This is a genomic window from Rubripirellula tenax (assembly GCF_007860125.1).
In the GTDB taxonomy this organism is placed as follows: Bacteria; Planctomycetota; Planctomycetia; order Pirellulales; family Pirellulaceae; genus Rubripirellula; species Rubripirellula tenax.
On sequence record NZ_SJPW01000002.1, the window covers coordinates 19,768 to 39,853 of the forward strand.

16 protein-coding genes and 1 pseudogene are annotated in these 20,086 nt (G+C 57.2%); 4 read left to right on the forward strand and 13 right to left on the reverse strand.

What is annotated here, in order from left to right:
- Window positions 1-41 precede the first annotated feature (41 nt).
- The 12 genes from Poly51_RS05750 to Poly51_RS05805 form a co-directional block, all read right to left on the reverse strand.
- Window positions 42-587, reverse strand: a complete 546-nt coding sequence (locus Poly51_RS05750; protein ID WP_146455314.1) for a hypothetical protein — start codon at window positions 585-587, stop codon at window positions 42-44.
- Window positions 584-1,930 (reverse strand): hypothetical protein, encoded by a 1,347-nt coding sequence (locus Poly51_RS05755; RefSeq protein WP_146455316.1) that lies wholly within the window; start codon window positions 1,928-1,930, stop codon window positions 584-586. Before Poly51_RS05755 ends, Poly51_RS05750 begins: the two co-directional genes overlap by 4 nt.
- Complete coding sequence (locus Poly51_RS05760) at window positions 1,927-2,502, reverse strand: hypothetical protein (RefSeq protein ID WP_146455318.1); 576 nt, start codon at window positions 2,500-2,502, stop codon at window positions 1,927-1,929. The genes Poly51_RS05755 and Poly51_RS05760 overlap by 4 nt, the downstream gene beginning before the upstream one ends.
- 14 nt (window positions 2,503-2,516) lie before the next feature.
- The gene (locus Poly51_RS05765) at window positions 2,517-3,482 is read right to left on the reverse strand and encodes a hypothetical protein (RefSeq protein ID WP_146455320.1); all 966 of its coding nucleotides are present in this window, start codon (window positions 3,480-3,482) and stop codon (window positions 2,517-2,519) included.
- Entirely contained in the window at window positions 3,472-4,005 is a 534-nt protein-coding gene (locus Poly51_RS05770; protein ID WP_146455322.1) for a type II secretion system protein, read from the reverse strand. Before Poly51_RS05770 ends, Poly51_RS05765 begins: the two co-directional genes overlap by 11 nt.
- Entirely contained in the window at window positions 4,002-4,397 is a 396-nt protein-coding gene (locus tag Poly51_RS05775; protein WP_146455324.1) for a type II secretion system protein, read from the reverse strand. Before Poly51_RS05775 ends, Poly51_RS05770 begins: the two co-directional genes overlap by 4 nt.
- The gene (locus Poly51_RS05780; protein WP_146455326.1) at window positions 4,378-4,875 is read right to left on the reverse strand and encodes a pilus assembly FimT family protein; all 498 of its coding nucleotides are present in this window, start codon (window positions 4,873-4,875) and stop codon (window positions 4,378-4,380) included. Before Poly51_RS05780 ends, Poly51_RS05775 begins: the two co-directional genes overlap by 20 nt.
- Window positions 4,850-5,347, reverse strand: a complete 498-nt coding sequence (gspG, locus tag Poly51_RS05785) for a type II secretion system major pseudopilin GspG (protein ID WP_146455329.1) — start codon at window positions 5,345-5,347, stop codon at window positions 4,850-4,852. Before gspG ends, Poly51_RS05780 begins: the two co-directional genes overlap by 26 nt.
- Window positions 5,337-6,545: a type II secretion system F family protein gene (locus Poly51_RS05790; protein ID WP_146455331.1), complete on the reverse strand. Its 1,209-nt coding sequence runs from the start codon at window positions 6,543-6,545 to the stop codon at window positions 5,337-5,339. Before Poly51_RS05790 ends, gspG begins: the two co-directional genes overlap by 11 nt.
- A complete protein-coding gene (locus Poly51_RS05795; protein ID WP_146455333.1) occupies window positions 6,542-8,239 on the reverse strand; it encodes a GspE/PulE family protein in 1,698 nt (565 codons plus the stop codon). Before Poly51_RS05795 ends, Poly51_RS05790 begins: the two co-directional genes overlap by 4 nt.
- Complete coding sequence (locus tag Poly51_RS05800) at window positions 8,161-10,704, reverse strand: secretin N-terminal domain-containing protein (protein WP_146455335.1); 2,544 nt, start codon at window positions 10,702-10,704, stop codon at window positions 8,161-8,163. Before Poly51_RS05800 ends, Poly51_RS05795 begins: the two co-directional genes overlap by 79 nt.
- Window positions 10,705-10,936: 232 nt before the next feature.
- Complete coding sequence (locus Poly51_RS05805; protein ID WP_146455337.1) at window positions 10,937-13,633, reverse strand: hypothetical protein; 2,697 nt, start codon at window positions 13,631-13,633, stop codon at window positions 10,937-10,939.
- A gap of 168 nt (window positions 13,634-13,801) precedes the next feature.
- On the opposite strand from Poly51_RS05805, the gene Poly51_RS05810 reads away from it, so the two are divergent.
- On the forward strand, window positions 13,802-15,106 hold the full coding sequence (locus Poly51_RS05810; protein WP_146455339.1) for a radical SAM protein: 1,305 nt from the start codon (window positions 13,802-13,804) through the stop codon (window positions 15,104-15,106).
- 166 nt (window positions 15,107-15,272) lie between these two features.
- On the opposite strand, the pseudogene Poly51_RS05815 reads toward Poly51_RS05810, so the two are convergent.
- Window positions 15,273-16,298: pseudogene (locus tag Poly51_RS05815) on the reverse strand (Rpn family recombination-promoting nuclease/putative transposase).
- On the opposite strand from Poly51_RS05815, the gene Poly51_RS05825 reads away from it, so the two are divergent.
- The 3 genes from Poly51_RS05825 (at window position 16,255) to Poly51_RS05835 (ending at window position 20,000) form a co-directional block, all read left to right on the forward strand.
- Window positions 16,255-17,916, forward strand: coding sequence for a carboxypeptidase regulatory-like domain-containing protein (locus tag Poly51_RS05825; protein ID WP_146455345.1), 1,662 nt, complete (start codon window positions 16,255-16,257; stop codon window positions 17,914-17,916). The pseudogene Poly51_RS05815 and the gene Poly51_RS05825 sit on opposite strands and share 44 nt — an antisense overlap.
- A 267-nt stretch (window positions 17,917-18,183) precedes the next feature.
- Entirely contained in the window at window positions 18,184-19,164 is a 981-nt protein-coding gene (locus Poly51_RS05830) for a mechanosensitive ion channel family protein (RefSeq protein ID WP_146457150.1), read from the forward strand.
- Window positions 19,165-19,334: 170 nt separating this feature from the next.
- A complete protein-coding gene (locus tag Poly51_RS05835) occupies window positions 19,335-20,000 on the forward strand; it encodes a hypothetical protein (RefSeq protein ID WP_146455347.1) in 666 nt (221 codons plus the stop codon).
- Window positions 20,001-20,086: the final 86 nt, after the last annotated feature.

The window sequence follows — 20,086 nt, forward strand, 5'->3', positions numbered from 1 at the left end:
GCGAAATGAGTTGTGGGATTGGGACAAAACGTGATATCCCGTCAGTTAGCTTTCGGGGAAAAGATCATCTGGGTCAAGGCCATCTCGGCCTCCCAGACCTCCTGGTTGCCCCTGCTTGCCGAATTTTGTGGTAGCGATAGCCTCAGATCACGAACCAGCGTGCCGGTTTGCTCGTCTCGCAGTGCTTCACAGAACTTCAAAATTTGCGGCAAGGTCGAGGGAGCCAGTTGGATCGTCGTCACGCGCAGTTCGAAATCGCTGCGACCGATCCGTTGGGGATCGGTGGGTTGTTCGCGCATCAAACTCGATTGGGGAAGCCCCGCCGCCTCGCGGGCGTCCGAAATTCGGTTGGTGATTTCCGATGGCGATTCTAGGCTTAGCGCTGCGACGCGCGGCGCGTCCTTCAAGCGATCGATCTGGGCGATCTTGGTGGTCATCTCATCCAGATCGGCTTGGGCACCGCGAAGTCGATCCCCAGCCGCACCTGCGTCCAGGACGGCCAGCATCGAGTAAATCCCAAGAATGCCGACGACGATACCGAACAACCATCGACGTCGCGCACTTTCATCGTGAAAGGGGTTTGTCATGACGGCCCCTCTTTCTGATCGTCAACGTTCTGATCGTCGACGGATGGCCTGCCCTTCCACTGAGCCTCGATCGTCGACGTGAAAGTCTGAGTATCTTTCTGGTTCGTGACGGGCGGGTTGACATTGAATCCGGCGACCGACAATGACGAAGCAATCTTGCCCGCGTCGACGGGGCTGCGGACTTGCAGATCCAAACGAACCGATCCATCGTTGATCGAGATTCCTTCGATTCGGAAGCGTGTTTCTGTGGGCAACGAAGCCAGCACCAGTCGAAGCACCCTTGCCGCGGGCGTCGGAACGTTGACGGCGGGTGTGCCTCGCGAACCTATGACTTTGGCGTGTTCGCTACGGACGCGGCGGACGATCGCGGCGGGCGGCTTCGTGCCTGGGAAGCCCGCTTTGAACACGTCCTGTTGACGATTCAGCACCGATGCGACCTCGGCTTCGATTCGCGATTTGCGGTACCAACCACCCGCGGCGACGGCAATGCAGAACAGCGAAGCGGCAATGGCCAAAAAACGCAATTGAGTCCGCAAGGCTCTCAGCCGATCCGTTGGCGCCAAGCGATCGCGTCGCAGATCAAACCAGGGGCCGGATTGGTCGGCTAGATATGCCGCGGCGCCGAACTGAATATGATCCGACAACGATTCGCCCATCGACTCGGATCCCAGCGAGGCGGACTTCAGCATCTCGAGCGTGTCAATGTTGTCGCTGATGATGTAGGTTTTTTGATCCGACCCAATGTCCAGCGCGATGTGTTGTAGGATCGCGTCGGAGTCCAGCGGCAGATGTTTCCATGCTGCAATCCGACCGTCGGAAAAACCGATCGAATCGAAGTGAGTCGCATCGGCCAACCAGATTCGAGCGTCAACGGACGCCGGATGACGATGGGCGATCGAACGGGCAGCCAAAACTGCGGTCGGAACGATGGAGCGTACAGGAATGCCGACGGCTTCGAAAGCTTCGGCGATGTCGATAAATCGCAGATGTTCGATCGCAATCGCCGATACGGTTTTATGCGAAGCGGACTCGGAATCGGTCACCACATAGTCGGCAACAAATGATTCGGCGTCGACGGGAAGGTGATCCTCCAATTCAAACGCCATGGCGCTGCGGTCGCGAACGTCCGCGTCGGAATCCAGGGTCAGCTTGGCAAAGAAACACGACGTCGATCGAGGCGCGATCACGCACGACGATTTCTTGTACCCCGACGCTTCGATCCAAGCGGCTACGGCTTCTGCCAATTCGGCCGGGCGGCTCAGTTCGAATGCTTGGCGGTGGTCGTCGTACATGACGCGCCAATCCTGAGGTCGTTCGATGATGACAATCGTCGGTTGGTTCACTGGTTACGCCTCCGCTGGCTGCCGCGGGCGTTGGGGGTGCCGGATGGCCCTTGGGTGGCTTCGCGAACAAGGCGGACGGTGGTCTGGCGACCCTGAAAGTTCAACGTCACGGCGTCCGATTCGATCGTTTCGATCGTGACTCCATCGGGTGTGAGTTCCAGCGTGTCGCCGGCGCTCTTGATGTCGAACTTTCCCGAGGCATCTGAGAAAATCGCCACCCGACCTTGGGAATCAATGATCGTGCCGACCAATGTCAACGCCAACGGCGGTGCTGCGGCTGGCTTCACCGTTCGCGGTGGCGGCGGTGGTGGCGTTACGGCCGGACGCGTCGGTGGTGCGGGTGGGTCATACAAAGGGCCGCGAAGTGATCGCATCGCGACGTCGGTTGTTTCGATGTTCGCACTTTCAACATCGATCGGCGCCGTGGCGATGCCGGTCGACTTTTTACTTTGATCCGCACTGGCTACCTGGTCCAAATCGGCAAACGCCCAATACACAGCGCCCCCTGCGCCGACCATCAATGTGGCGGCGACGGCAGTGATGATTCGGCGTTGTCCGTTAAGGTCGATCAATGTCGGCTCGATTATCAGTATGCAAAACGCGTGTGACGCGTGACGCCGCTTTCGTCTCGGCGGGTTGCCGCAAATGTACGCAAGCGGTTTCCGCCGGGCGTCGACGCGTCGAGCCAGAGGGAATAGTTGGTGCTTGTTTCGGATATCAACCGAGCCACGTCGCGGCGATCGCCTTCATCCGATATCTCGGTCTGCAACACCACGCCCAAGGTCACGGTCGCACTGCTGCGAAGACGCTTCAGGAACTTGCTGGCGCCCCCATCCTGGATGACGGTGCTGACCACCGCCACGATTGCTTCGTCCGAAGCACGCCGAATGTTCAGCGCACCGTTGCCCCATAATGTGATTTCGCTGGTAATCGCCGGCAAGACCAAGTCGGAACCGGCCTGTTCTTCGAGTGCGACGACGTCGAAGACTTCGCCCCAACTGCGGAACGCCGCCGGGATTTCCGGCGTCTCGGCATCGTCTACCTCGGACGCGTCGTCTTCATCCTTTCGGCTGTCCTTCAAGCGGCTCAGTTCCATCGGTTGGACGACCGGTCGCAAACGCACCGTTCCCGGAACCGTGGGGCCGATGACCTTGGTGATCTGTTGTTCGGCTTTCTCGAGCCCGGCAGTGTGATACAGCGCGTTCAGGTTCAGTTTCGCGTCTTCGTCGCCTAGCAACATGTCGAATGTCACGCCCGAGAGCGTCAATGCCGCCCGGATGGTCGAAGGCGGCGGTACTCCGGGCGAGGTTTCGGCATAACGTTTTTCTTGCAGTTCGAAAACGGTTGTGATTTCTTTCATCATCGCTTGCTCTAACGTCAACGCACCCCACCGCACTCGCAACGACCGTTCGGCATCGGCGGCTTCGAGGCCGCGCCGCAAGCTGACCTTGGCAAGCGACGAAAGCGCAGTGATGACCAGAACAGAAACGGCGATAACGACCAATAAAACGTATCCGTGGCGATTGTCGATGCGATGAAATTTACGCGTCATGATGTTGCATCACCTCGCGAAACAAAATACGTCCGCCGCGGCCCATCAAGGTCGCACGAAAGACGGGCGGAACTTCGGCAAGTCCACCCGTTTCATCCATCGGTAAGTCGCCCTCTTGTCGTTCGGAAATGCTGAGCGATTCGATCACCAGAGAAGTCGCACCGACCCAAACGATCTCGGCTGACTTGCCATCGGTGCGCACCAACACGGTCTGGGACTTCAACGGCTTGATGTTGTAGGCGACTCGACCGGGCGTGGATCCGTCGCCCAAAAATCCGTGCAGCATCACACCGCCGGGGATCGTCGTCATGCCACGCGCGTTTTGCAGGTCCAGCCGCAGTTGTTCGGCCAGGATCGTGATCGGAAACCGATCGACCTCGGCAACACGGAGTTCGGCCGATTGCCGCACCGACGACCACACCACGCCCATCAGCGCCGCCATCATCATGGCTGTCAGCACCGCCGATGCGACCAACTCGATCAACGTGAACGCCCGGCGATGCGAAGGGTTGCGAAGTTTCACTTTGTCCCCTTAACAATATCGACTCGTGCGAGCGTTCGCGGTGATCCATCGGGCGACACTTCCAGTATTCGAAACGCGATGACGCCAACGGGAATGCCGGCCGGTGCGGCTGTTCCGATCCACTCGGTTTGCCACCACCAGCCCGGTTGCCCGGCGATCAGGCCACGATCGCTTGCGGGTACTCCGCCGCGACCGGCTGACAATTGGCTAAGCAGTTCGTCGGCCACGCGAACGGCCGTCAATTTCGATTCGGCCGTGCGGCGAGCACGTTGGTGTGCCCCGAATGCCAGCAACGAACTGACCATCACGCCGGCCATGATCGCTAATCCAACGACGACCTCCATCAACGTGAAAGCCGACGATCGTTCGCGTCTATAACGAGAAGAGTTCATCGACCTCTCCTTCCGAGTCCAGCGAAACGACTTGGCCGCTCGCACCTAGCATGACTAGCCATCGTTTCATGTTTCCGCGAGTCAGTTCAATGGCGTACGTTGGCCCGTGACCATCGCGGTCGAATTTTATCGACAATGCGGATCCGGCTGCGAAGCTCCGGTGCAGACGCATGTCTGTGATCGCGACTCGGCCCGGCAATCGATACTGGCGATCGTGATCCGTTCCGACTGCGTCGACCTTGAATCGGCCCTTGGCGCGATCAATCGTCGCGGCAACTGCTTCGCCGGTTACTCGGGCTTCGCGTCGCGCCCGCGCGTCGAACATTTCAACCGTTTCGGCGGCGCGGCCGAGTCGATAACGATCCATCACACCGCCGAGTGAGAGTGCCGCAATCGTCGCCAACAATGCGGTGATGGCGATCACGATCACTAACTCGATCAGGGTGAATCCGTTACGCATCCGAGCCCAACGCTTCACTTGAAAAATCAGAGTTTTCGGCTTCCCCGCCTTCGCGTCCGTCGGCACCGAGCGAGATCACTTCGTAAGGTTCGGTTGTGCCGGGGCTGATGTATTCGTACGGGTTCTTCCAAGGATCTCGGGGCAACTTGTTTAGAAACCCGTCCGGCCATGAATCGGTGCCCTGCACCAAAATGTCTAGCCCCTCGTCGGTGGTGGGGTAACGTCCCTGGTCGGCATAGAACGTTTCGATCGCCTTGACGATGTTTGCGATCTCGGCTTTGGCAGCGTTCTGTTTCGACGAGATCAAATAGCCTCGCGTACGCACGGCGACCAATCCGGCCAGCATGCCCAGGATCACCATCACCACAATCAACTCAACCAGCGAGAAAGCGTGTCGTCGGCGGCTACTACGATGCGATGGCTCGTGAACCAAAAATTTTTCAATGCGGACGTCGTCCGTCGTTCGTGTGCAATGAAATCTATTGAACATTCCCCGCCTCCAAGATCGGAAGGATCGTTGCCAACAACAAAAAGCCGACCATTGCGGCCAAGAACAAGATCAGGACAGGTTCCAGCAGCGCCGTCAACCTCGCCGATGCCGTTGCTACCTGTGCATCGTAATCATCGGCAAGCCGAAATAACATTTCGTCCAGTTTCCCCGATTCTTGCCCAACCGAAAAGACTCGTACCGCCAACGGTGGGAAAGCACCGCTTTGCTGAAGCGCCTCGGCGACCTCCTCTCCGGCCGCGATTCGTTCACCACATTGATGCAGAGCCCCTTTGAAGATGACATTTTCGGTTGAACGCTCGGCGAGTTCGACCGCACGCGTCAATTCGACACCGCTGCGTGACAGCGTCGCAATGATCATCGCAATTCGGGCCACGCCTTGCTTGACCGCCATCGGTCCGATGATCGGCAGTCGCAGCATCGTTCGATGCCAAAACGTCTTTCCCGCTTCGGTCCGCAGCCCAAACACACCGGCGCCGATCGCAAAGACCGCCAAGATTGCGATCAACCAACCGTACGACAACAATAGGTCGCTGATGCCTTTTGCGACGCGGGTCGGCCACGGCAAAACGTCCATCGTCTCTTGCAAGTTTTCTAGCAGCGGTGGCAACACCCACGTCATCAAGAACAGACCCGCGGCGCCGCCAAAGAAAACCAAGAACAGCGGATAGACCATCGCCGTCGTGACGTTGTCTCGCAGATTCAATTGTTTGCGTTTGAAGTCGGCAAGCTGTGTCAGCACGGAATCGAGTGTGCCGGAGTTCTCGCCGACTTCGACCATGTGGACCGATGCGGCATCGAACAGATCCGGTCGCGCGGCCAGCGATTCGGCCAGCGACGATCCGGCCGCCACCTTGTCGCGGACGCCCAGCATCGCGGCGCGAAACGGGCCGGTGTTCTGATCGGTGATCGTGTCCAGTGCGTCCAGCATCGGAATGCCCGCGTGCAACATCATCGCCAACTCGTGAACCGCAGTCGACCATTGCACTTTCGTCGACGTCAATGAAAAATTCGGCCGCCAACCGCGCGACGGCGCTGACGTTTGGCACTCGTCCAATTTGCGAACGCGAACGCCTTCGGCCCGCAGTTGGTCGCGGGCTTGCCGCGGTGTGTCGGCGGCAACGGTTCCGCGAACGGTTTGCGAATCGCGGCCGACGCCGCTGTAAGAGTAGACGGTCATAGCGACGTTACCCGCATCACTTCGTCAAGCGTCGTGATACCCTGATGGATCTTCAAGACTCCGTCGGTCGACAACAGGTGCATTCCCGCCGCCAAACCGGCGTCGCGAATTTGCGAGGCGTTGCCGCGTGATTGGATCAAGTCGCGACAGGTGTCGTCGACCACCAAGAGCTCGAACAAACCAACGCGTCCTCGAAAACCGGTTTGTCGACATTCTGGGCAACCGACCGGTCGATAGACGCCCTTCAAATCGGCAAGCGTGATTCCTTGATCGGCCAGCAACGAATCCGGCGGTTTGGGCAAACGGCCTAGCGCATTGGGATCAGGCTGTTTGCACTGGCCGCAAAGTTTTCGCACCAATCGTTGTGCGAGTGACGCCACCAACGAACTGCTTACCAAGTACGGTTCGATCCCTAGGTCCAATAATCGCGTCACCGCGCTGGCGGCATCGTTGGTGTGCAGCGTGCTGAACACCAAGTGGCCGGTCAACGAAGCCTGGATCGCCATCACGGCCGTTTCCGCATCGCGAATTTCACCGACCATGATGATGTCGGGGTCTTGCCGCAAGACGCTGCGCATTCCGGATGCGAACGTCATGCCCTTCTTTTCGTTGATCTGCGTTTGGCTGATTCCGTCCAGTTGGTACTCGATCGGATCCTCAAGCGTCAGCACGTTCAGGTCCGTTGAGTCGATCTCTTGCAGTGCTCCATAAAGCGTTGTGCTTTTGCCGCTGCCGGTCGGTCCGGTCACCAGCACCATGCCGTGGTCGCGCGAGATCAATCGTCGGAAGATGTCAAAGTAATGCGGCGGCATGCCCAACTCGGCAAGCGAGTACAGTCGCGCGCTCTTATCGAGCAACCGGATGACAATTCGTTCGTTATGACTGGTCGGCAACGATGCGATCCGCAAGTCGACAGTGCGGTCACCCAACTGGACCGTGGCCCGTCCGTCCTGGGGCAATCGTTTTTCGGCGATGTTCATTTTGCCGAGCACCTTGATCCGGGTCAGCACTTCTTCTTGGGCCGTTTTCGGGATCTCGAAGCTGTCGAACAGCACGCCGTCGATCCGCTGGCGGACGACGACACGATCTTCGTAGGGTTGAATGTGGACGTCGGAGGCTCCTGCTTTGACGGCATCGAACAACAAGTGGTTGACCAGCCGAATGATCGGCGCGCGGCCTTCGGTGTCCAGCAAGTCTTCTCGCGAAGCAAGCAAGTTGACTTCGTTGAGCACGCTGTCGCGGTCGATCGAGTCGATCACTTGCTGTGCCTGGCTGGACCGATCGGCATACGCCAGATTGATGGCCTCACCGATGGCCGCTTGCGTGGCCGGGATCGGTTGGGCCGCGCACCCGAGCGCTCGCCCGATGATGTCCAAGTGGTCGTAGCCGTTGCGGTCGCATACTGCGACAACGAGCGCATCGTTTTCGCGAAATCCGATCACACGGTGCGCCCGCGAGTAAGCGATCCCGAATCGTTTTAGAAAACCGGGATCTGCCTTCAACGCCGAAAGACTGGTGACGACGTCGCGGCCCAGTGCTTTGGCTAACCACTCCGGTGAACCGTTGGGGTCACCAAGGCTTGCACCGGAGATGACGGCGACCGTCGCCGCGTCCGTCAGTGCTGAAGCACGCTTTCGTGGTGCGGCACTTCGCGGATCGACCGGGTTGTCATTGATGTCGGTGGATTCAGGCATGGAATCAGGATCGGGCCACTTTCGGGATCGTCGCCAGGTATCTGGGCGTCCTGCGCCTCGATGTCGGATAAGTACTTGAGATCGCGAAACTTCGAGTCTCGCAAAATTTTCGGTCGAATGAATAGGAAAAATGACGTCGTCGATTGGTCCGACGTGGTCATGCTTGTCAGTTCGCGTAGCAACGGAATCTTCTCGGCCCACGGCACCCCTGTGAACGTGCTGCTGTCGCCGACTCGCTTCAAACCGCCGACCACAACGGTTTTTCCGTCGGGGATCGTCACGACGCTGCCGACGCGGTCGATTTGTCGTGGCGGAGGCAGGTTGGCGCCGCCGGACCCGGTGAACGTGCTGAACTCCACCTCGAATTCTAACTGCAAGTGGTCATCTTCGTTGATATGAGGCGTGACCGTGATCGAGGTTCCGGCCTGTTGGTCGCCTCCGAGCGACTGGCTGCTGATCGTATTGATCGTGTTGATGCTCAAAAATGGGACACTGGCAACGCTTTCCAGGGTGCCGGTTTGGTTGTCATTGACCAGGATTTTGGGCGACGCAAGGACTCGGCTGCGGGTGTGCCGCGACAGTGCCTGGACGATCACATCGGCGACGTCGGGATCGATCAGGACGCCGTTGAAGCCCAAATTGGGGATCACGGATAAGGCTCCGCTGGTCGCGTCGACTTCGCTTAATCCGAACGAAGTGAACTTGAACAGCCGCTTGCTGCCCGTTCGATCGCCGAGCGAGACTTCGACACCTAGCGAAAAGTTGTCGGTGGTATCGACCGCAATGATGTCGGCTTCGATCATCACTTGCGGACGTCGTTGATCAAGCGATTTGATCAGTTTTTCGTACAAGGCCTGGACGTTGCTGGGCGCAAAAACGATCAATGAGTTCGTCGCGACGTCGGCCGACACACGGGCCCCGCCGGGTAATGTGGCCACTTGGCTGCCGCCCAAACCGCCCGCGGCGCCCAAACCACCCAGTCCCGCGTTCAGGCCGCCGCCGTTGGCGACGCCGCCGAAGCCAGCGTTGCCAATCAATGGATTGAGCGCCTGGTTTTGATTTTGCATGCCACCCAAATTGTTCGCGTTGTTGACGCCGTTTCCGTTGTTGAAGGGCAAGCGGATGTTTTGACCGCCGGTATCACCAAATCCGCCCGGTTGAGCGGCCGCGGCGCCGAGCGCCATGCCAAGTCCCAAACCGGCGGCAGGGACCACGCCGCCAACGTTCAACCCGCCGAGCGATCCGAAGCCGCCGCCGAGTCCACCGCCAAATCCGGCGACACCGTCGACGCCGGCGGCTTGTTGCAAAGCCAGCAGGGAATACAGAACTTCGACGGCGTTGGCATTCTTGAGCTTGTAGAACTGAATCGGGCTGTTGCTGTTGCTGACTGGTTTATCCAATTCTTTCAGCAGGGTTTCGACTTGACCATGCACTTCGGCACCGGCGCGAACGATCAACAAGTTCCCTTCTTCATCGATGGTCGTTTCGATGGAGGTTTCCGCTTCATCGCTGCTGACCAAGCCTCGAATCAGTTTGTCGATTCGTTCGGCCGAAATGTTCTGAAGTCGATAGGCGCGCGTTTGAAAATCGGTGCCTGAATCGAGTTGCTTGAGCAACCGAATGATCTCGGCCACTTTCTCCTTCTCACCCGCAACGACGATGCGATTGCCCGACGAGTCATTGAACAGCTTGTACTCGGACTTATCCGTTGACGTTTTCGCCTCGCCACCGCCCAACAGCGATTGAACCTGCTCGATCAGGGAAGCGGGGTTTCGGTTGCGTACCAAATAGAAGTCGATCATCGGTTGACCGGACGGTCGATCGAGGACCGCCAACAGATCGACGAGTGATTGGACATTCTGGGCATAGTCGGTAACAACAATCAATCCGTTGTCGGCCAACGTGATGAAGCCGGCGCTCTTGGACAAGAACCCTTTGAATGCTTGCGATAACTGCGTCAGATTCAAGTGTTTGACGGGGATTACCTGCGTCACGGCGGCGGCCGGGCCGTCGCGTCGCAACACTTCGCCGGCTTGGCCCGTTTTCGCGTAGGGCACCATGTCGGCGATATCGACGATTCGTTTCCATCCTGGGACATCGGAATCGACGATGGCTAGGTTTTCGCCCTTCAAGAGGCTGCCGATCAGCGCGGGAAGTGCCGACTTCGGCAACTTGGCCGGGGTATAGACCGTGACCTGGCGATTCGCCAAATCGGCGCTGTACAGGAACCGTACATTCATTTGTTTCGAAACGGCTTCGACCAGTTTGGTCAAGCTGACCGACCCGGCAAGGTTCAATTCGACGATGTCGTCGCCCGACGGGGTGGGTTGAGCTGCCACGCGGCTAGGTGTCACCAGTGACCCAAACATGACGATCGCCACCAACACCGTGATCACCAATCGAGGTGATAAACGGTCGATCGCAAAGGGGACGATGCGATGGCGGGGAAGAAAGTATTCAGACAAAATGGGACATCCGCTAGCATGCCACGCCGGCGTTGGGCCCACTTGCTAGAGGCCCGGCGACACCAACGTGAGTTTCGGTGAAAACGCGTTTCACTGGGAACGCTATGAAACTTTGCCTAACGGCGTCAACATTCGTTTGAAACGCACCCAAATCGGACTTCCCTACCTTGAATCGCTAGCACCCAAGAAGCGTTTCGGGTGGCACGGTTTGCGGCAGCTCGAATGACCAGCATTAGCGAGTGACTTCGTACCAGAGGGTTTTGTCGTCTGCCGAGATCGTGAACTTCGCAGTTCCGTCGACGTGCTCCACCTTGATTGGCAACATGCGTTTACCGGTTCCGTCAAGCGAAAAAACCCTGATCGCGCCGTCCGCATCTGGTATGCGAACGAAGGCCTTGATGCCCAAAATCGTGGTCGGACCGTTGCCCCAGGTATCGCCGACGCTGGTCCGATCCGCGTTCCAGCCCATTGCCTGGTTCTCGGTGCTGGTCGACGCAAGCAACACCATTCGCTTGCTGGTTGCGATCGCATCACCGTCGACCGACGTGATGACCACGGTCCCATAATTGGGTTCGATGGCATCGATCGTCAAACGCAATTGGTCGGTTTCAAACGATTGGCCGGCGATCGTTCCCCAAACGCCTTGGGTTGCCGGCGTGTTCAGTTTCAAATGTCCCATTTCGGGCGGCGACGACTTCCAAGCGACCGATCCGGTGGGCGTTACCAGTGACGTCGGTTCGGGTTCAGAAAACGATGGTACCGCGTCAACGCCTGGCGATACGCTTAAGCGGTGCGAAAAACCCAACGTGCCGGGAAGTGGCGATCCCGTCGGTGCCTGCAACTCGTTTTGAATCGGCGCCAAATCGCCTCGCAAAAACACGTTCGCGAAGATCGCAAAATTTGCCATCTTTACCGGTTGGCCATTGAAGCTAAAGAAGTTGACCGTTTGGTCACGAAACCAATCGTCCGAAGTCTTCGACGACGAATCGTACTCAAAGAAGAACACCGCGTCCCAGTCCTGTAGCGCCGCGATCACCGCGGCGATCGAAACGCAGCCGGCCGAATACGGACTCGGTTCGGGATAGTTCCATTCGCTCAGCGTCATGGGTTTCCCTGCGTACCGCCAACTCGATCGCATCAGCAGCGAATTGGCGGGCCAGGACGAACGTGTCGGGTCGGCTTCCATCGGATCGTTCCCCACCGTCCAGCGATTGGCATCCCATGACGCATCCGCCGGGAACATCGGGTGGTGCCAATAATTGTGCAAGTCGATGAAGTCGTTCAGTCGCTCGTTGACCTCGGGCGTGTGATAGTTGATTTGGCTGGCCGTGATAGGGACTTTGACCCCGAGATCATCGATCAAGAACGACTTCAATTCGCTGACCCACGCGATTTCGGTATCGATCATGAACTGCTTCATGTCGATGTGCGCCGACACGTACGCTCCTTCGCCGGGAATCGGGACGCTTTTTTGGTCCAACGTTTCATCGTCGGCCAAGCCGTCTGAGTGGCTGCCGCGGCGCAGCGAGGCTCCGGCAAATTCGATCGGTATCGCCGAGTTGGCGAAGCTGAATCGAAACGCGACGTCATCAACAATGGTTTCGCCGGGGATGATGATGCGAGTGACTTGCTGCCACGCGGGCGTTGCTGTGAGCGTTTCGAAGATGCCCAGGTCGCGCCATTCGCCACCCGCCGACGAGCTAAGTTCGGTGGTGTACGTGCGAGCCTGATCGGCGCGAACCCAGTACGTTAACGTCATCGGTTGGTTCGCGGTGACCGATAGCTTGTCGCGTCCCAATTGCAGTTTATGAGTTTGTTCCATCGCCGCGACCGGTTCGAATCGCACTGCGTTCGTCGCGCCGCTTTTCATCGCACCACTTTTCATCGCACCACTTTTCATCGCACCACTTTTCATCGCATTGGGCCCGTCCACGCCCAGTCGTCGCGGCAGCTTGACCGATCCGTCGTCGGACGAGGTGATCCACTGGCCCAGGTCGCTGGCAAAATCGTGATCCGCGATCACCCAGTCGCCCATCGGTGGCTGTTGGGACGACCATGACTTCACCAAGTTTTTTTGGTCGCCATATTTCTTCGCAAGCCAATCGTTCCAGGCGACGATCAGGGATGCTTGGAATCGTTCGGGAAGTTTTCGATAGAGCGCGTAGCCTTGTTGGCTGAAATAGTTTTCGTTCAGCATCTCCACCAGCGCGATGCCCGGATCATCCACGCGTCGTCGGTCTTGACGATAGGGATTTCGGTGCGTCAGCAGTTCTCGCGCATACCGTTTGACTTCCGCTTGAACGTCGCCGTCGTAGTACATGACCCATTTGTTGAAGTCGGCCCACCAAGGGACTCCTTCCAGTTTAGGGTAGCCTTCTTCGGGCGATAAGGTGCGGCTGACGTGCAAGTTCAAATCCGCATAGATCCCGTTGTCGTGCAACTTGGCAAGAAAGTAGTCCAATCGATCCACCATTTCTGGATCCAATTCGCGGCGGCCATCGGCCCCTACCGGTTTCCAGATGCCGCTGGGCGCGGACTGCATGTCCATGTGGTGAAACCGCACCGCATTGATCCCGGATTTAGCCAAATGCGGCGCGATAAGATCGGCGTCTTCGTGCGTCGGGAAGTTGGCGGGAAAGCAAAGGTTCATTCCCCAAAACCGGATCCGATCATCGCCTTCGAAAAAGTGTCCGTCGCGAAGTTGGACGAAGCCCTGGTCACCCGCCTCGGCGGGCAACAGGCTGCGACGACTAGTCACGGTCGGGGACGAGTCATCGCCGGGAATGACGAACGGAAATCTCGCGGGAGATTGCTGGGTGATTTGTTGAGCGACTTGCTGTGTAATTTGCTGGGCTGGGGCGGAATCAGCGATCACCGTCGCCCATACACAGCCCAACATCAGTCCGTAAATCACTTGTCGTTGTATCATGCTCGCCTCAGAAACCTGGTTTCGCGTACTCACGGTGGATGGTTGTGGAAGACATTCTATCCCATCGCGTTTCCCAAGATCGGCCGACCGGGTTAATCTTGAAGGCGATCGCCAACGACGGACGTTCCCGGTTTATGCCGCATTGACCACGCCTCCCCCCCGACTTTCATGTATCTACGCCTCGCTCGCCGATTTCTGGTCGAAACCGATAAACGGTTGCTGATGAAAGCTGCTTGGACGCTTGGTCTGGGGGGGTTGATCAGCGTTCACAAACACAAACGACGTCTGAAGCGGGGCGAGTTCTTTCCGCCGTTTCTGTATTTGTCGGTGATCAATAGCTGCAACCTGCGGTGCCAGGGTTGTTGGGTGGACGTTGCCGCCAAGCAGCACAGAATCGAACTGGAAGCGGCAAATAAAACGATCGCCGAAGCGAAAGCGATGGGCAATCGGTTCTTCGGCATCTTGGGCGGTGAACCGTTCATGCACAAAGACTTGTTGAAGATCTTTGCCGCCAACCCCGACGTCTACTTCCAAGTCTTCACCAACGGACACTTCATCACCGACGAAGTCGCCGTGGAGTTGCGACGTCTCGGCAATGTGACACCGCTGATCAGCGTCGAGGGCAGCGAGATCATCAGCGATACTCGCCGCGGTCGCGAAGGAGTACTTAGCCAAACGATGAAGGGTCTGGAAACGGCGCTGCGGCACAAGTTATTGGTCGGCGTTTGCACCAGCGTTTGCAAATCGAACATCGACGACTTGGTGCGCGACGAATGGGTCGATCGGCTGATCGAAATGGGAGTCATGTATTGTTGGTTCCATATCTATCGCCCGGTCGGTCCCGAACCGAACCAAGCGTTATCCCTTTCCAGCGAAGAGCAACGTCGCGTGCGGCAGTTTGTCGTTGACACACGAGTCAACAAGCCGATCGTTGTCATCGACGCCTACCATGACGACGCGGGCAATGCGTTGTGTCCGGCGGCGACCGGATTTACTCACCACGTCGGACCGTGGGGCGACATCGAACCGTGTCCGGTGATCCAGTTGGCGACCGAATCGATTCACGACGACCGTCCGCTGGCCGAAACGATGAACAAGTCCGAATTCTTGAAGGACTTTCGCGAATTGACGGCCCAGCACACGCGAGGCTGTGTGATCATGGAGCGGCCGGACCTGCTGGTGCAGCTAGCCGAAAAGCACGGCGCTCGCGATACGACAGCTCGGAAAGCCGTGATCGAAGAACTGAAGAACGTCACGCCGCGGCGAAGCCAATTCCAACCGGGCGACGAAATCCCCGAACGCAGTTTCGTTTACCGGTGGGCAAAAAAATACGCGTTCAATGACTTTGGGACCTACACCAAACACTTTGACGTCGCCAAGTACGCCGACCCGGATGCGATCGAACTCACTGGCAGCGGTTCGGCGAAGAGCGATTTGCCGGTGGTGTCGTTGAACGATTCTGACGATCGCTGATCGAGTGCGTTCCGCAACTCGGACTCAATCCCGAACCCCCGTGTCTGCCCCGCGCGAAGCGTTTCCCCAACTGTCGCGATTCCTTTTGAAGAATACTAGGCGAGGATGTCGTTGGCATCGTTGTGCATCGATAACGGGCGGTTGGATCTGTTGGCGAATTCGGCGATTAGACGCCACGCTCACGGATCTGACGCTGGAGGTCACTCGCGATCGTTTCGAGTTGCTCAAGCGACAGCTCATCGAGTGAAGTTGGCTCTATGCCAAGGACTCCTCTCAGGGCTTTGATGATTCCTTCGGCTTTGCCTTCGGCCTTACCTTCTAGCCGCGCCTGCTGGAGCCTTGCTCTATCATCACGCTGAGCTTTTAGGCGAAGTTCGTATTGGCTGCGCTGCTGTGGAGTGCGTTGGATCATGTCGAGTACTTCGGCGGCTTCGGTGAAGGCGGGGGAGTTGAAGCGTTGTTCAATTTCCTGGGTAGTCATTTCATTGGCGCGGCGGAAGAAGTACTGCCACGCCTCGACCGGATCCGTGATGACTCGACTATCGCTTGGCACCGCATACTTTGGCAACTCAAGAAGATGGATTTGTAACCCATCGGTCAGGTCGAGATGGCCATCGCGGCTTCGGATCCGGAAATCGCTGTGAATTTGACCCGATCCACGAAACATGATCGCGTTCAGGACGCAGATGCTGATGGCGGGCCGCAGCAGCGTATAGTCGTCGCCTTCGCCAAGTTGGCTGACCTACATAGATGCGGTGTAGTAGGCAAGTCGTTGCGACAAACCTGTCGGGCGACTTGTCTGCATTTCGATGTCGTACAGCCGTCCTGTTGAATCGCGAGCCGAGACATCCAGGATAGATAGTTTGTCGAGGTTGTCTTCTTTGCCCAGAATTGGGTTGATGATATCGACATCCGTGATGTGGATCTCGTTGCCCAGAATCGCGTTGAGAATCGCGTTGAAACGATCGTGCGAAGGGACCCCTTGGGTCATATCAAGGAACTTTGCAAACCACTCCTTCATTGTGTTGGCAAACTTTGCAATCGCAACAAAATCATCCGCGCCCGCGATGACCGCACAGATGGTCATCAACAAGACATTGACCAATGGATAAACGGGTTCCCCCGGACGCGGGTCCGAGACGGCCCCGGTGAAAGATGCAAACAACGGGCGGTACGAATACACCAACGACATCGCCACCGATCAACACGGCACCTTTGAAGTTTCCGTGGATCGCGGCATCAAATGGATTTCGGTTTCGCATGCTGACTTTGTTGATCGAGCGTTTGAGTTGCCCGCCGATTCCGCTTTCGTCGAAGACATTCGCATCGTCCTATGCAAACAGTTCCGTATCAGCGGAGTCGTCACTGACTTTCGCGGTGATCCGATCGAGAATGCGACGGTTTGCGCGATCGCCGATTCGGACTACGGGATGTCGTCGGAGGTACGGACCAATCCGTCCGGGGCTTTTGATTTTGGCGATTATGATAGGATCCCTGTCACGCTGGTTGTCACCGCCGAATCGTACAGCCCGAATACCATTCGAATTCAAACGCCGGATCAAGGCACCGATGCGTCGGTCCGGCTACTTCCCGGGCGCAAGTTGCTGTTGCGTGTCGTCGATGCAACAGACCGGCCGGTATCGAGTGCGAGAGTGCGATCACTTTCTTGGAACCAGACGAGCGGCGAAACAATTGATGATGGGATCAAGTTAGAATCCGAAACAGACCAAGACGGCATCTGTCAATTCAGCGGCGTGCCGTCGGGTGAAGTGACTCTCGAAGTTTTCCACAGCAACTATCAAACCGCGACGGGATCGTTTCGCGCAAGCCCGAAGCCTCATCAGATCAAGCTAGTCGATCGATCGGACGCGGACGCGATTGACTTCGACCCCGATGACTTCAAACATAGGATCTTTCATCTATTCAAACCGGATGGATCGGTCATTCGTCCGCTGTTGAAGAACGTTGAGTTGAGCCATCAATATGGTCGCCAGGGAACCGCGTCGATTTCCTCTGATGGGACGAAGATTGCTTTTGACGCGCATCGGCTTGGCGTTGGCGAAGACTGGTCCGACAGTCGCGTGATCGTCGCGAACATCGACGGTTCCGATGCCAAGGTTGTTTCCGATGGTGTGATTCCCGCCTTGTCGCCCGACGGAAGTCATGTCGCTTTCAGTCGCGCATCGCAGTTTGGAGTCCCCGAGGGTGCTAGCGGACAATCGATTTGGTTGATGAAGGTCGATGGAACTGAAAAGCAGATGATTGACGATCACTATGCTTGGGGCGTTCGATGGACATCTGACGGCAGAACGTTGGTCTATCGCAGCGGCACGGACAACGAAGGCAATTCGGCCGCCTCCAATGTACTAAGGACGTACGATCTTGCGACGGGAGAAAAACGCAATGCGTGGGAGCCTGATGATTCACCGTTTTCATCGCTCAGGTTCCGTTTCAATGTCAGTCGTCGCGGACGTTTGGCGGTGGTGGCCGGCGAACCGAAAGACACGCGGCGACCGGCCATTGCCGTTGTCGATTTAGACAAAGGCATCTCGTCGATGCGATTTTTGAAGATGGATCACCCAGCGGTTTCGATTCCGTTAGGGGGTGTCATGGACTTTACGCCTGACAATCGGTGGATTTTGATGGCTGCCAAGAAGAATCGTGTGGTGCAGCCGATTCGCATCTCCATCCAAGGGGCAGCCATTGTGGCCGGTTTTCCGCATCTGCCATCGGACTTCGCCATTCGCGACCCTTTGATGACACCGGATGGCCAACACTTGATCGCTGTGATCTCGCCTCTATCGAAGTAGATCGTTGGCTAGCATCTGCGTTTTCACACCGTTTTCGCTAAATCGCCGCCGATTCACCCGCTTACGCGTCGCGATTATATTTTTCGGTCGTGCGAATTTTGAAAGAGTCAGTTGGGCTGCGGATCGGCGGTTCGCGGTTCAAGAGCATCGATCTTGCGGATCGGGCGGTCGATTTCTATAAGTCACATTGATGAACCGACGGTGGCACGATGCTGCTCGTTGAAATGACCATTCGAGAAGGATTTTGAAGTGGCCGAAACACTGGAAATGACGGACCAGGCGCCGATCGTACCTGACATCGCGAAGGCAACCGAAGATACATTCGCGAAAGTATCCAATGGCGATTTTGAAGCATTGACCCAGTACGCGACCGATCACTTGGCGCCCGCGCTCGGTTACGCCGCCGTCGGTCTTGGAGTCATCTTTGTTGGCTACTTCGTCGCTAAGTACATTGCTGGCGTGATCAGCCGACCGGTTTGCCGTCGCGTCGACGAAACGCTCGGACGCTTCATCGGCAAGATCGTATTCTACTGCATCATGTTGGGTGTCACCGGGGCGGTGCTATCGAAGTTGGGCGCGCCGTTGGGCGGATTGGCAGCGATGTTGGCCGCTGCGGGCTTTGCCGTCGGCTTGGCGTTTCAGGGAACGCTCAGCAACTTTGCCTCGGGCGTGTTGATGTTGGTCTTTCGCCCCTTCAAAGTCGGTGACGTCGTCAACGCCGGTGGTGTGATGGGCAAAGTGAACGAGATCGATTTGTTCACGACGACCTTGGATACGCCCGACAACCGCCGCATCATCGTTCCTAACAGTTCGATTTCGGGTGGAACGATCGAGAACATTTCCTTCCACAAACATCGCCGCGTCGAAGTTCTTGTCGGGGTCGATTACGGCGCTGATTTGGATCAAACTCGCGCTGCCTTGGAAGCTGCCGTGTCGCAAGTTTCGATGGCGGTGATCGAAGGCGAGAATCGCGGCGCGAAGGTGATTTTGAGTGACCTGGGCGCCAGTTCGGTGAATTGGAAAATTCGTGCGTGGGTTGCATCCGAAAATTACTGGCCCATTCACGAATCGCTTACGGCTGCCGTCAAGCGGCAACTCGACGGAGCGGGGATTTCGATTCCCTTCCCACAATTGGACGTTCACATCAATCGAGAAGAGGAAGATGCCGTCACACGTCCCCGCGTGCGTCCGCAACGCCGCGAGACGTACGATTCGGGACTCCAGAAACCGATTGCGCGTGCCTCGTAACGCTTGCCACGGAAGCACTTACGTCAAGCAGAAAATGAAATTTTCGTAGGAGTGTCCTTTCACTCCGATCCTCGATTATGATGTCGGCGACTAATCGGTCGCTGACATTTTTTTGCAAGACGCTCTGTTTTTCGGGCGAGTCTTGCGACTATCGGGGAAGAGGGATTTTGATGTGGCATACCAGCCGAGGTGATCGAACCTTGACGGGATTCGAGGCGGCGCTTGTGGGCACCGCCATCGACACCATGATCGACGCGTTGTTTGTTCACGTGGACGTCGATTGTGCCGATGAAGTCGTTCCAGATTGCGATAGTGGTATCGAAGTCTTTGATCAATTGACGGTTTGCCAGCGGATCGGATTGTTGCACGAAGTCGCGCAATATTTGTTGACCGAAACGATGGCACCGCTGCCGCTTTCGGCGTTGGCCGAAGCAACCGTCGCTGCGATCTTTGTCGAAGTTCGCGACCAAACGGCCATCGAAATTGATTTGTTCGGCGATTCGTTAGAACCGCAGATTGATTGGCGATCGTTGGTGCTTGGCGCCTACCGTTCCATGTCTGACGTACCGGTCGGTGACTTGCCAGTTGTTCAATGCACCGAACTTTCGGCGTGGGAAGATTTGATTGACGTTTTGTCGAGCGTGGTACTTTGGGATCGTGATTTCGAGATGGCGGACAGTTTCCTGGATTCGGATCCCGGTTTGTCACAACAGCGACGAAAGTTGCTGGGTATCGATCAAGACTACTTCACCAGCGTGGCGCCGGATCCGCGTCCGGAAGAAGCGTTCGCGCTCGTTTCACGAACTCGCGAAATCGTTCGTTTGAAGCCTCGTTAAGTTTTGTCGCGATTCTCTCTTGCCACGCGTTCGAGTTGGTCTGCACACTACGGTCACGTGGGCAGACATTTTTTTGAGTCTGCCCA